The sequence below is a fragment of the Streptomyces sp. NPDC018029 genome (assembly GCF_044327655.1).
Lineage (GTDB): Bacteria > Actinomycetota > Actinomycetes > Streptomycetales > Streptomycetaceae > Streptomyces.
The window spans coordinates 38,429-50,584 of sequence record NZ_JBIRFV010000016.1 but is presented as its reverse complement, the minus strand read 5'-3'; the positions used below and the strand labels follow the sequence as shown (position 1 = coordinate 50,584).

Sequence of the window (12,156 nt, the reverse complement as noted above, 5' to 3'; positions counted from 1 at the left end):
ATGCTCCGTTCCTCGGCGGCCCTTGACCTTACCCGCCAGTAGGTCGGGCGGGAAGCGGCCGCTCCTCGCGGTCGCCGGACGGCGGTCGCGCCGGGGTCGCCCGCTCCTTCGACAGCGCCCTGTTGATCTGCTGGGCGAGCAGCGGGTCCGCCGGGAGCGCGTGCGCGGCGAACCAGCGGGCGGCCGACGGGTCGGGGGACGGTTCGACGAACTCCGCGCCCGCGTAGTCGTCGAGCGGCGGGTCGTAGATGTATCCGGTGACCACGCCGTGCCGGACCAGGCGGTCCACCAGGATGTCGCGGTCCTGGACCAGGAGCGGCACACGGAAGAGCGGCGGAGGCCCGCCGTCCGCGGTTCGGTCGCGGAGCGCCGGGGACGCCCAGGTGGTCCGCGCGAGCAGCGACGCACCCACGCCGCGCCGGGCGAGGTCGTCGTCGAGGCGGGCCATGCGCGCCCTCAACTGGGCGCGGACCAGGGCCCCGTGGCGGGACCGGTAGCCGTGCAGGTCGACACGGACCCACGGTTCGTACGCGGTGAGGCTCGGTGCCTCGGAGGCGCAGCGGGCGAGGCGGGGCGCGTGGAGGTCCATGCGGAAGGTGTCGCGCTCCAGCATCCCGAGGCGCCGCATGGTGCGCCACACGGGGTGGACCAGGTGGAGGCCGCGGACGGCTGAACGTGCCAGCGGGCGCAGGGTGGTGGTGAGGTCGGTGCGGAGGCTGCTCGGCACCAGGAGTTCGTCGCGCAGTTCTTCCAGTCTTCGGCGGGTGCGCTCGTCCTCGACGGCGAGGAAGCCGCCGGCCATCGCCGCCACGTGCTTGGAGAGGCTGAACGCCGCGGCCTTCCCGAACGTCCCGATCGGGCGCCCGGCGACGCGGGTGCCGATCGCGTGGGCGGCGTCCTCGAACAGCGGGATGCCCAACTGGTCGCAGCGGCGGCGCAGTTCGACGACGCGGTCGGGCATGCCGTACAGGTTCGTGGTGAGGACGGCGTCCACGTTCCGCCAGGTCTCCTCCGGGACGGCGGCGGGGTCGATGTTGCCGTCCCGGGCGGAGACGGGCGCCTGCACCGGGCGCAGTCCGGCCGCGAGGACGACGAAGAGGATCACGTCGTCGTTGACCGGCGACATCAGCACGCGCGCGCCGGGCCGGCACCAGTGCCGCAGCGCGAGGTAGAGCGCGAGCCGTGCCGATGGTGTGTAGACGCAGGGGCGTCCCAGTCGGCGCGCCATCGCCGTGGCGAGCCCCGATCCGTACGACATGCTCAGCCTCCGTTGCCTTGGTCGCCCCCTCGGCGCGACGTGCGCAGCGTGCCGGCGGTCTTCAGCAGCCGGTCGGCCGGTTCCCGCAGGCGGGGGTGGGCCAGAACCGTGTTGCGCAGGCCGCGTACGGGTCTGCGCCACAGCCGGTGCGCCGTCGCCACCGGGTGGGGGCGGGTCGCGAATCCTTCAGCCACGCGTAGTTCGCGGGTCTTCAGCCAGTCCTTGTACTCCTTGTCACCCCGGCCCATGTCCATGATCCGCACGTCGGCCCGGCCCGCGGCCTCGGCCATCCGCAGGTGCATCAGCAGGCCGGGCGAGTAGTAGCCGAACTCGGGGTCGTACGCGGTGAACCAGGCGGCGAACACGGTGGGCGACGTCGGCCCGAAGTGCGCGGCCACCGGCCGGTCGCCCGCGTACACCACCGACAGCACACCGGTGAAGTGCTTTTCGCGGATCTGGAACAGGTCGTCGACCAGATCGACGATCCACTGCTTCGCGAACCGGTCCATGCGGCCCGTCCTGCGGTACTGGGCGGACTTCCAGCGCATGAGTGTGCGCAGCATCCCGGGGTCGCGCTCGTCGTGGACGAACCGCATCTCGCCGATGTCGCGGCTCAGGCGGCGTTCTTTCTTCAGTGTCGTCTTGACCAGGCCGGGGTAGGCGCCGCGCAGCCACTTCGCGTAGCTTTCGGCGTCGGCCTTGAGATCGAGCACGGGTGACGCGAACGTGCCCGTGACGTACTCGGCGAAGGGCGTCTGGCCCTCCACGAGGTGGTCGAACTCGAAGACGGAGAGGTGGCAGGCCCGCAGCAGTTCGCGGGTGTCCCAGGTGACGCCGGGGCGGTGCACGAGGGCCTGGCAGTCGGAGAGGCCGAGCCCGATGGCCCGGCCCACCCCTAAGGAGTTGCGCTCGTACGGGAAGAAGCCGACGGGCTCGCCCTGCTCGCGCAGGACCGCCACCCAGGCGCCGCCGCGGTGCCTGGCGACGCCCATCGCGAACTCCGGTGCGAGGAAGGGGTTGCCGAAGTGCGGCGACTCGTCCATGGCCCGGTGCCAGGCACCCTGCAGCGAGGCGCTCAGCCCGTCGAGACCGTGGATCGATATGTCCATCTCAGGCGGACCGTCCTTCGATGGAAGTCATGGCCGGCCGCTCCCCCGTTCCCCATCCCCTGGGCCTGCGAGGCTCAAAGGTCGCGAAACCGTACGCAGGTGTCAAGGGCGCCGACCGCCAGGGGTACCGACTCGCGCCGGGGCCGGAGCCGGGCCGCCGGTCACGCGCAGTACTCGGCTTCCATGACCCTCTGCATGGACCCCTCGTCCCAGTCGCCGTTGTAGCTGAAGGAGAGCTGGTGCCGGCCGTCCGAGGTGCTGACGGCCAGGGACAGCCAGCCCACCATGCCTCCGCCGTGGCCCCAGAGAGTCATGCCGCAGCTCGTCTTGAAGCGGGTGATGCCCAGCCCGTAGGCCATGTCGGGGGCGTTGGGGGTCGTGACGGTGGTCCGCATCGCCTTGAGCTGCTTCGGAGGCAGGAGCTTGCCGCGCAGCAGGGCGTTGTAGAAGCGGTTCAGGTCGCCGGTGGTGGAGATGATGTCGCCGTCGGCCCAGCCCTGTGAGCCGTTCATCTCGGTGATGTCGTCGATCCGGCCGGGGTCCGACGGGAAGAGCTTGGAGTAGCCGCGGCTGCTGGGCCGGGGCAGGCGGATGCTGTTGCCGGGGTTGGTGGTGGCCTTCAGCCCCAGGGGCTCGATGATGCGGTCGTGGACCTCCGCCTCGTACGTCCTGCCGCCGACCGCCTCGATGATCAGCCCGGCGAGGACGTAGTTGGTGTTCGAGTACGAGTGCTTGGCGCCGGGCTCGAACAACGGCTTGTGCGCCAGGGCCACTCCCACGTGCTTCTCGGGCGGCAGGGTGTCGTAGCGGTGCTTGAGATAGCCGTCGCCGCGCATGTACTTCTCGACGTACTTCTCGTCGGCGAGGTAGTCGAACAGACCGCTGGTGTGGTTGAGGAGCTGCCGGACGGTGATCTTGCGGCCGTCGTTCCCGTTGCCGCGGATCAGGCCGGGGAGGTGGCGGTCCACGGTGTCGTCGAGATCGAGCTCGCCCTCCGCCTCCAGTTGGAGGAGGACGGTCGCCACGAACGTCTTGGTGATGCTGCCGACGCGGAACCGGTCGTTCTTGCCGCGCGGGGCGCCCGTGGTGCGGTCCCCGACGCCCGACGTCGACGCCCAGACTCCGTGGCGGTCGCGTGCCTGTGCCGTGATGCCGGGGGTGTGGCCCGCCCGCACGGCGGCGTCCATCGCGCGCTGGGTGGCCCGGTGGCCCTGCGCCGCGGGAGCCGTGTCCGGTGCATCCGGCCTCTCCGGGACCGCCTGCGCCGGGGCGACGAAGGCCGTGGCGGCCATCGCGGCCGCCACGAGACCCACCACGCCGAACTTCGAGCTCTTCCGTAACACCATTCCGCACTCCTCGCTCTCGCCCGCGGGGCCTCCGTCGCCCCTCGTGCGGCAAGACCGCAAACGGCCGTCGGAGGTTGAGGGACAGACTCAGCGCGTCGTCCAGCCGCGGAGCTTCTCGGGGTTGCGTACCACCAAGATCTGCTTGATCTTCCGGTCCACGACCTCGAAGGCGAAGACCGTCACGACGACGCCGTCCTGCTCGGCCACCACACCGGGCTGACCGTTGACCGTACGTTCCATGAACGTCATGTCGTCGGGCCTGCGGCGGGCGATCTCGACCCAGGCGCGCGCAACCTGCTCGCCGCCTTCGATGGGGTCCAGGAACGTGGTGGCGAGGCCGCCTCCGTCGCCGATCGCCGTCGCGTCGGGGTCGAGCAGGCCGAGGAGTGCGTCTATGTCCTTGGCCTCCCACGCCTGTTTGAAGTCTCTGACGATGCCGGCGCGCTCGGCCGGCAGGGTCGCGGAAGGCTGCGTGGCCCGGGTGCGGCGCCGGGCGGAAGAGGCCAGCTGGCGGCATGCCGCCGGTGTGCGGCCGACGATCTCGGCCACTTCCGCGAAGGAGTAGCGGAAGACGTCGTGCAGGATGAACGCGACGCGCTCGGCCGGCGTCATCGAATCGAGCACCACCAGGAACGCCAGGTTGACCGATTCGTCCAGGGTCACCCGGTCGGCCGGGTCGACGGCCCCACCGCCCGGCCGCCCGCTGATCCACTCCGTGGGCTCCGGCAGGGGCTCGGGGATCCATTCGCCGACGTAGGTCTCCCGCCGGGCCCGTGCCGAGCCGAGCACATTGAGGCAGATACGGCTGGCGACCGTCGTCAGCCAGGCGCCGGGGGAATCAATGGCGTCCTGCTGCTGCCGGGACATGGCGTACCAGCGGGTGTACGTCTCCTGCACGGCGTCCTCGGCCTCGGCGAGGGAGCCCAGCAGCCGGTAGGCGAGATTGATCAGGTGGCGCCGCTCGCCCATGAGCGCGTCGAGTCCTGGTTCCGGTCTGCGTAGTCCCGGCGCGGGCGGCGGGGTGGTCATCGTGACGGCTCCCTCGGTCGTGTCTGCCTTCACCCTCACCGACAAGACAGCGTGCCGGAAAGTGAGGCCGGTGTGTCGCCTCACATTCGGTGGGGCCGGGTTGTCGAAGTGCCGAGACGAACTCGCCGGCCGGTCCGCCGGATCGGCACGGCAGCACCCCAGGGAGACACCATGAGCCTGTTCCGGCTTGACGCCAGCATCCTTCCCGGCACCTCGGCCAGCGCCGAACTGGCCGACATCGTGGAAGCGGAGTGGACCGCGGCCCACCCGCACGAGCCGGTGGTGCGCCGCCATCTGGGCACCGATCCACTGCCCGCCGACGCCTGGGCACAGGCCCACATCGGCGCCTTGACGCCCGAACCCGACCGCACGCCCGCCCAGCGCGACGCTCGCCTGCTCGCCGAATCGCTCGTCGCGGAGCTGACGGCCGCCGATGCGGTGGTACTGGCCGTGCCGCTGTACAACTTCGGTGTCTCCCAGCACTTCAAGACCTGGGCCGACCTGGTCATCGCCGGGGCACCCGTGGGCAGCCCGCTGCTCAAGGACAAGCCGACGGTCCTGGCCACCGTGCGAGGCGGCGGCTACGCCGACGGCACCCCACGCGAGGGCTGGGACCACTCCACCCCGTACCTCAGGCGCGTCCTCGCCGACATCTGGCAGGCCGACCTCACCGTCGTCGAACGGGAACTCACTCTCGCCGCCACCTCCCCCGGCATGGAGCATCTCAGGGACCTCGCCGCGGACCTGCACACGAAAGCCCTCGTGGCGGCTGGAGAAGCCGGCCGCGCAACCGCAACGAAATGAAGCGAGGAGAAGTGACATACCGATGCACCAGACAGCACGTAACAAAGCGGCGTTCAACCGTTTGCACGAGGCCCAGAGCAGCGGTGACTTGGAGCTCTTCTGTAAGGCGGTCGACGAGGTCGTCGCCCCGGACGTGCTGATCCGCACACCGTTGCCGGTCGACGCGACGGGAGCCGAAGCGCTCAAGCAGGTGGGCGCCATACTTTTCCGCGCCTTTCCCGACCTGCACGTCGAGGTCGAGGACGTCATCGCGGAGAGGGACAAGCTGGTCTTCAGGAACACCGTCACCGGAACCCACCGGGGCGCGTACATGGGCGTCCCGCCGACCGGCAAATCCATCACCTACAAAGAGATCATGATCGTCCGGTTCGTCGACGGCCGCATCGCTGAGACCTGGGGGCTCGTCGACGTCCTGGCACAGATGAAACAACTCGGCCTGATCCGGACGTGAGCGACAGACGGTTGGTCAGGCGTCAGCACGCCGTGTCGTTCCACCAGACGAAGACCTCTGTGCTCGGGCTCGGTTCGGAGAACCGGCCCGACGCGGAGGCCTTCCGCAGCAGTCGGCGCAGGTCCGCCTCGAAGCGGTCGAGTTCCGTCCCGAACAGGTGCGGCGCCGAGCTGGACAGCGAGAACACCCCCGCGACGACGTCGTCGGCCGAGCGTTCCAGGGTCGGTCCGCCCGGGACGACAAGGCGCCGGGGCCCGGAGAAGCCCGCCCGGGTGAACACCGCCGCCTCGCCGCCGGGGGTGCCCCTCGGCAGCACTCCGCGGCCTGCCCGGCGGACCGGTCCCAAGTAGCGCCTGACCAGTTCGTCCACGGCGGCGTGGGGTGGTGGCGGGTACGGGAGCCCCGCGACGGTGCGCGGCTCCGACTTCAGGTCGGAGATGTGCACCAAGGCACCGCCGGGACGCAGCATGCGCTTGACGGTCGCCGCCACCGGGTCGCGGTCCATCCAGTGGAAGGACTGGGCGAAGGTCGCGACGGCGAAGGTGCCGAGCCCCGCGGGCAAGTCCTCGGCCCGGGCCCGCACCCAGCGCGTCCGCCCGGCCACTCCCCTCGCGGCGGCGGCGCGGCCGGCTTCGGCGAGCATGTCGCCGTCGGGGTCCACGCCGACGACTTCGCCGAACAGCGGGGCCAGGGTCAGCGCGACGGTCCCCGGGCCGCAGCCCACATCGATGAGGCGTCCTCGCCCATCGAGTTCCAGGGCATCTGCCAAGGCGTCCGCCAGTCCGGGCGCGTAGGGAAGCCGTCCGCGCGCGTAGTGTGCGGCGGCTCCCGCGAACAACGTCTCGTCCCACTCCCAGTCGGCCGCCATGCCCGCTCGCCACCTCTCGTACCACCGGCTACCGGTCCGCTCCTGCGCGAAAGGTACGCGGCCGTGAGCGGTAATCTGGATCTTTTCCCGCCAGAGGAGTTGCACCAGTGGAGTTCCGGCTGCTCGGAGCGGTTTCCGTCGCCACTGAGGTCGGCGTGCTGCCGCTCGGTCCCGCCAAGCGGCGCAGCCTGCTCGCCGCTCTGCTGCTCAGGCCGAACCACCCGGTCCCGGTCGGCCAGTTGACGGACGCGCTGTGGGACCACGAGCCGCCGACACGGGCCCGCGGTGTCATCCAGGGGCACGTGTCGCGGCTGCGGGCCCTGCTCACCGGTGCGGACGCCGACATGTTCGGCGTCGAACTGCTCACCCAGGGCACGGCGTACGTCCTGCGGATGCCGGAGTCACTGCTCGACGCGCACCGTTTCGAGGAACTGGTGACGCTGGCCCGCAGCCAGCGCGCGCCCGCCGACGCCGTGGCGATGTACCAGGAGGCGCTGTCGCTGTGGCAGGGGCCCGCGTTGACCGGCGCGTATCCGAGTCAGCCGCTGCAGACGGCCGCCCAGGCGCTGGAGGAACTCCGCCTCGCCTCGGTGGAGTCGCTGGCCGCCGCCTACTCACGGATGGGCGAGCACGCCCGGGCCGCGGCCGTGCTGCGCGCGGAGGCCAGTGTCCACCCGCTGCGCGAGTCGCTGTCCGCCGCGCTCGTGCGGGAACTGCAGCGGGCGGGGCGCCGCTCGGAGGCGCTCGACTGCTTCCACCGCACCCGACGGCTGCTCGCCGACGAGCTGGGGGTCGACCCGGGCCGGGAACTGGCCGATGCCTACACCGATGTGTTGCGCGGCGAGGGTGAGGGAGGAGACGCGGCACGGGAGCCGGCTCCGGCCCGGCCCACGGCTGGGGCACCGGCTGCGACCAGCGCCCCCTCCCCCGCGCCCGTGGCCGCCGCTGTCCCTTCCCCGGTCCCCGGCCTCCCGCCTTCCCCCTCGCCCACGCCCTTGCCCTTGCCCGGCCCGGTCGACCTCCTGCCCCGCATGCCGCGCGGCTTCCACGGGCGCGCCGCTGAGCTCACCGCGCTCTCCCGGGCCGCCGCCGGTGAAGCGCCCGTCTGCCTCGTCACCGGACCCGCCGGAGTCGGCAAGACCGCCTTCGTGGCGCACTGGGCGCACCGCAACCGCGAGCTGTTCCCCGGCGGCCTGCTCTACGCCGATCTGCGCGGCTTCAGCGACACGGGTGAACCGGCTCTCCTCGAAGTGCTGCGGGAGTTCCTGCTGGCGCTCGGTGTCGCGCCGCGCCGCGTCCCGGAGTCGGCGGGCGGCGCGTCCGCGCTCTTCCGGTCCCTGTGCGCCGACCGCCGACTCCTCGTCGTACTCGACAACGCGCGTGCGTCCGAGCAGGTCAGGGAGTTGCTGCCGGGCGGTGCGGAGTGCGTCACCGTGGTCACGAGCCGGTACAGGCTGCGCGGGCTCATCGCCTCCGACGCCGCCCGGCCCGTCCCCCTGGACGTCCTCGAACCGGAGGACAGCACCGCCCTCCTCACCGCGGTGCTCGGCAAGGAGCGGGTGCTCGCGGAAGAGGTGGCGGCGCGGCGCCTCGCGGAGTTGTGCGGCGGGCTTCCGCTCGCGCTGCGGGTGGCGGCCGCGCGGCTCGCGGACCAGCCGGACTGGTCGCTGAGCGCGATGTGTGCCGAACTCTCGGACGAGTCACGCCGGTTGAGCCTGCTGGACGTGGAGGACACGGGCGTCCGGGCGGCGCTGCGGCTGACCGTGCGCAGGCTGCCCGACGACGCCGCGCACCACTTCGCCCCGCTCGGACAGCACCCGGGCACGCACGTCGACCGCTACACGGCCGCGGCCCTCGCCGGTACGGACCCGGTCGCGGCCGAGGCGGCGCTCGACAAGCTCACGGCGGCGCACCTCGTGATCAGGACCGCGCCGGACCGCTGGACGCTGCACGACCTCGTGCGGCTGTACGCGCGCAGCCTGGAGGCCGGGCCCGACGTCCTGGTGCGCGGGCTCGACCACAGCGTGGCGACGGCGCTGGCCGCCGCGGACGCGGCGGAGCCCGGTGACGAGTCGTGCTTCACGCTGCCCCCGGACTTCCGTTCACCGCCGGCGACGAGGGAGTTCGCCGACCGCGAGCAGGCCATGGACTGGTACGCGGCCGAGCGCGACGACCTGACGCTGGCGGCGGCCGCGGCGCACGCCGCCGGGCTGCACGGCAGAACGTGGCGGATCGTCCTCGCGCTCTGGCCGCAGATCGTGTGGCGGGTGCGGGACGACTGGACTCCCTTGCTGCGGACGGCACTTGAGGCGGCCGAGGCCGACGGCGACGCGCGCGCCGAGTCACGGGTCCGTGCCCTGCTCGGCTGGGTCCTGACGGAGGAGGGCCGCACCCCTGAGGCGCTGGTCCATCTGGAGGCCGCGCCGGTGCTCGCCGCCCGCGCCGGTGACACCCGCGGCGAGGCGACCGCGCTGATCAACCTGTCGCTCGCCCAGGCCGAACTCGGCAGCCCCGAGGAAGCCGCCGAGGGGTGCGCGCTCGCGGCGGAGCTCGCGCACAGCGTCGGCGACCGGAACACCGAACGTCTCGCGCTCTACCACCTCGCCCGGCACCGTCTCGACGCCAGGGAGTGGCAGGCGGCCTTCGAGACGGCCGTCGCCGCCCTCGACCTCGACAGCCCGTCGGAGGCGTCCACGGCGGCCCGGGTGCTGCTGCGCACCGTGATCGGGGAGGCGCTGCTGGGGATGGGCGACGAGACCGAGGGCATCCGGCGACTGGAGAGCGCGGCCCGCGAGGCGGAGACATCGGGCTACGACGACGGCGCGGTCCGCGCCCTCGGGGCACTCCTCCGCGTCTCGGCGGACGCGGGACTGCAGGCGCGGTACGACATGGCGATGGTGCGGTTGATGGCGCGTACGTGACCGCAGCGCGTGCGTACCGGGGTGGCGTCCTTGGCTGTGGTGTTGTCGGTGGCGCGTCCCCGAGGGGGCGGTACGCGCGGTGTCGTGTCAGGTGCCCGGTGAGGGCTCACCGTCCGCCGTACGGGCGGCGTCCTTCGACTGTGTGGCGTGCTCGGTGAGCTGCTGGTTCACCTCGCGCGCCTGCTCGGCCAGCGCGCGGGCCCGCGCCTCGGCCCGGTCCGCCCGTGCGTTGATCCGGGCGATGTCGTCCTCGATGACCTGGAGGGCCAGTGCGGTCGCGGCGTCGGCGTCCTGCGGGGGCAGGTCACCGGGCAGGTCCTCCAGGGCGCTCTTGACCGCGGGGATGCCGCCGCGGTCGTGGATGTCTTTCCAGTACTCGTAATCCATTGCGCCATCCTGGCCGATCGGCCGGGGCCGGCGCGAGCGGCGGCCCGCCCGGCGCCCGTGCCGCGCCGGCGCCGCTAGGACGCGGGCCCGGTGGGCGTGCCCGGCCGGGCGGGTGTGCTGAAGTCCAACAGGTCCTCGGCCGTCTGCTGCGTCTCCTCCGCGGCCTTGCGGGCCGTGGCGACGACATCGCCGTGCTCCTGGACGAGGGTGTGATAGATCGGCGCCTGGGTGGCGTCATTGGCCGGCATGACCTGCGGCTCCTTGTTCGGTGACTACTTGTGATCGGGTCGGCCGTGGGCGGCCGACCCGCGACCTTACGCGAACTCGGTGCCCCGATGGCACCCGACCCCGATCATGAGACGGCCGCTTGTGACCACCTTCACACGCGGCGGGCGGCTCAGCCGCAGTACATGTCCTGACCGGGCCTCTTGCCCGTGGCCAGGAAGCGGGTGACCGTCCGGTCGCCGCATGCGTTTCCGTTGGCGAGGTAGACGTCGTGCCCGGTGGCGTCGACCGTCACCATGACCGCGCGGCGGCCCAGCGCCTCACGCAGCTTCAGGGCGCCGCTCAGCGGGGTGTTGGGGTCGCGCTCGTTCTGGACGAGGAGGATGTTGGACGGGCCGCGGTCGGTGACGCGGACCGCGGGCTCCTTCGGCCGGAACGGCCAGGCGGCGCAGAGCATCGCGTTCCTGGGCATGCCGGCGGTCAGCGGATACTTGGCACGGCTCTCGGTGACGCCCTTCTGATACACGGCGGGTGAGGTTGGCCACGCGACGTCGTTGCAGAGGGTCGCGGAGCCGACGGCGAGGGAGTTCTGCAGCGCCTTCTCGGGCGGCGCCTGGGGTGCGGGCGGCAGCTCTCCCTTCTGGGCGCCGAGCATCAGCCGGGCGAGATCGGGGAAGTCGTCGGGGTCGGCCATCGCGGTGAGCATGGCCTGCCGCAGTACGTTGCCGTTCAGGACCGCCGGGTTGGCGCCGCGCCAGGGGATCGGTTCGCGGTCCAGGCGGGCGGCGAGGCGGAGGAAGAGCGGGCGCACTTCGGCCGCCGTGTCCGCGAGGCGGTAGTCGTGGCCGGGCGCGGAGGCCCATGCGGCGAACTCCGGGAAGGTGTCCTCGACGCCCTGCTCGTGCGCCGCGAGCCAGTTGCGGCCGACCCGGCGGGGGTCGGGATCGTCGTTGCTGTCCAGCACGATCCGGTCGGTGCGGTGCGGGAACAGCCGGCTGTAGACGGCGCCCACGTACGTGCCGTAGGAGACCGCCCACGCCGAGAGTCTCTCCTCGCCGAGTGCGGCGCGGATGCGGTCGATGTCGCGGGCGTTGTCGGCGGTGCTGATGTGGCGCATCAGCTCGCCGCCGTTGCGTGCGCAGGCGTCGGACAGGCGTTTCGCCGTGGCCATGTTGCCGGTGACGGAGCCGTCCGGGGCGGTCCAGGGGCGCAGGCTGGTCGAGGCGAGGTCGGCGTGTTCGAAGCCGCAGTCGACCGGGGTGGAACGGCCGAGGCCGCGGGGGTCGAAGCCGATCAGGTCGTAGGCGTCGCGCACGCTCCGGGGCAGTTCCTGCCCCTTGCCGGACGGGTCGTTGATGCTGGACCCGCCGGGCCCGCCGGGGATCAGCAGCAGAGCGCCGCGGCGGGCCGCGGGCTTCTCACTGGGGACGCGGGAGATCGCGATCTCGATCTTCTTGCCTTCGGGGTGGGCGTGGTCCATCGGCACGTCGAGCGTCGCGCACTCCTGCCGCGAGCCCGGCGCCTGGCCCTCGCACTTCGTCCAGTCGAGCGGCGCGGTGGCGGCCGCCGACGCGGCCGGTGCGGCCTGTGCCGCGGAGGCGGCGAGCGGCGCGGTGAGGGTGAGGACGACGGCGGACGCGGAGGCGGCCAGCAAGGCGGTGTTCCGCTTGGTCTTCGTCGTAGCGAGGCTCTTCGTCGTACTGAGGATCTTTGTCATACGGAGGATCTTCGCCGCCGGGACGGAGCGGCCACATCCTC

The 12,156-nt window shown here is 72.3% G+C and carries 11 protein-coding genes; 3 read left to right on the top strand and 8 right to left on the bottom strand.

All coding sequences use genetic code 11. The features are described from left to right. Positions 1–28 precede the first annotated feature (28 nt). From ACH4D5_RS35925 to sigJ, 4 genes are all read right to left on the bottom strand, one after another. Positions 29–1,258: a DegT/DnrJ/EryC1/StrS family aminotransferase gene (locus tag ACH4D5_RS35925; RefSeq protein WP_398311423.1), complete on the bottom strand. Its 1,230-nt coding sequence runs from the start codon at positions 1,256–1,258 to the stop codon at positions 29–31. A gap of 2 nt (positions 1,259–1,260) precedes the next feature. Further along, positions 1,261–2,367, bottom strand: coding sequence for a GNAT family N-acetyltransferase (locus ACH4D5_RS35920; RefSeq protein WP_398311420.1), 1,107 nt, complete (start codon positions 2,365–2,367; stop codon positions 1,261–1,263). A gap of 161 nt (positions 2,368–2,528) precedes the next feature. Then, a complete protein-coding gene (locus tag ACH4D5_RS35915) occupies positions 2,529–3,713 on the bottom strand; it encodes a serine hydrolase domain-containing protein (protein WP_398311417.1) in 1,185 nt (394 codons plus the stop codon). Positions 3,714–3,800: 87 nt separating this feature from the next. Then, positions 3,801–4,742, bottom strand: a complete 942-nt coding sequence (sigJ, locus tag ACH4D5_RS35910) for an RNA polymerase sigma factor SigJ (protein WP_398311414.1) — start codon at positions 4,740–4,742, stop codon at positions 3,801–3,803. Between the two features lie 171 nt (positions 4,743–4,913). Here sigJ and ACH4D5_RS35905 point away from each other — a divergent pair, with 171 nt between their 5' ends. Together ACH4D5_RS35905 and ACH4D5_RS35900 are read left to right on the top strand one after the other, a co-directional pair. Beyond that, complete coding sequence (locus tag ACH4D5_RS35905; RefSeq protein WP_398311411.1) at positions 4,914–5,546, top strand: FMN-dependent NADH-azoreductase; 633 nt, start codon at positions 4,914–4,916, stop codon at positions 5,544–5,546. Between the two features lie 22 nt (positions 5,547–5,568). Beyond that, positions 5,569–5,997, top strand: coding sequence for an ester cyclase (locus ACH4D5_RS35900; RefSeq protein WP_398311409.1), 429 nt, complete (start codon positions 5,569–5,571; stop codon positions 5,995–5,997). A 22-nt stretch (positions 5,998–6,019) separates the two neighbouring features. Here ACH4D5_RS35900 and ACH4D5_RS35895 read toward each other — a convergent pair whose 3' ends face one another. After that, positions 6,020–6,865, bottom strand: coding sequence for a class I SAM-dependent methyltransferase (locus ACH4D5_RS35895; protein WP_398311406.1), 846 nt, complete (start codon positions 6,863–6,865; stop codon positions 6,020–6,022). A 107-nt stretch (positions 6,866–6,972) separates the two neighbouring features. Between ACH4D5_RS35895 and ACH4D5_RS35890 the strand changes: the two genes are divergently transcribed. Then, positions 6,973–9,786, top strand: coding sequence for a BTAD domain-containing putative transcriptional regulator (locus tag ACH4D5_RS35890; RefSeq protein WP_398311403.1), 2,814 nt, complete (start codon positions 6,973–6,975; stop codon positions 9,784–9,786). Between the two features lie 87 nt (positions 9,787–9,873). Here the strand turns inward: ACH4D5_RS35890 and ACH4D5_RS35885 are convergent, their stop codons facing one another. From ACH4D5_RS35885 to ACH4D5_RS35875, 3 genes are all read right to left on the bottom strand, one after another. Further along, positions 9,874–10,173, bottom strand: coding sequence for a hypothetical protein (locus ACH4D5_RS35885; protein WP_398311401.1), 300 nt, complete (start codon positions 10,171–10,173; stop codon positions 9,874–9,876). Positions 10,174–10,247: 74 nt separating this feature from the next. After that, the gene (locus ACH4D5_RS35880; RefSeq protein WP_398311398.1) at positions 10,248–10,421 is read right to left on the bottom strand and encodes a hypothetical protein; all 174 of its coding nucleotides are present in this window, start codon (positions 10,419–10,421) and stop codon (positions 10,248–10,250) included. A 149-nt stretch (positions 10,422–10,570) separates the two neighbouring features. After that, entirely contained in the window at positions 10,571–12,115 is a 1,545-nt protein-coding gene (locus ACH4D5_RS35875) for an alpha/beta hydrolase (protein ID WP_398311395.1), read from the bottom strand. Between the last annotated feature and the right edge of the window lie 41 nt (positions 12,116–12,156).

Coding starts and splice junctions, on each gene's coding strand:
- ACH4D5_RS35925 (WP_398311423.1), bottom strand. CDS start 1,258: ATGTCGTACGGATCGGGGCTCGCCACGGCGATGGCGCGCCGACTGGGA.
- ACH4D5_RS35920 (WP_398311420.1), bottom strand. CDS start 2,367: ATGGACATATCGATCCACGGTCTCGACGGGCTGAGCGCCTCGCTGCAG.
- ACH4D5_RS35915 (WP_398311417.1), bottom strand. CDS start 3,713: ATGGTGTTACGGAAGAGCTCGAAGTTCGGCGTGGTGGGTCTCGTGGCG.
- sigJ (WP_398311414.1), bottom strand. CDS start 4,742: ATGACCACCCCGCCGCCCGCGCCGGGACTACGCAGACCGGAACCAGGA.
- ACH4D5_RS35905 (WP_398311411.1), top strand. CDS start 4,914: ATGAGCCTGTTCCGGCTTGACGCCAGCATCCTTCCCGGCACCTCGGCC.
- ACH4D5_RS35900 (WP_398311409.1), top strand. CDS start 5,569: ATGCACCAGACAGCACGTAACAAAGCGGCGTTCAACCGTTTGCACGAG.
- ACH4D5_RS35895 (WP_398311406.1), bottom strand. CDS start 6,865: ATGGCGGCCGACTGGGAGTGGGACGAGACGTTGTTCGCGGGAGCCGCC.
- ACH4D5_RS35885 (WP_398311401.1), bottom strand. CDS start 10,173: ATGGATTACGAGTACTGGAAAGACATCCACGACCGCGGCGGCATCCCC.
- ACH4D5_RS35880 (WP_398311398.1), bottom strand. CDS start 10,421: ATGCCGGCCAATGACGCCACCCAGGCGCCGATCTATCACACCCTCGTC.
- ACH4D5_RS35875 (WP_398311395.1), bottom strand. CDS start 12,115: ATGACAAAGATCCTCAGTACGACGAAGAGCCTCGCTACGACGAAGACC.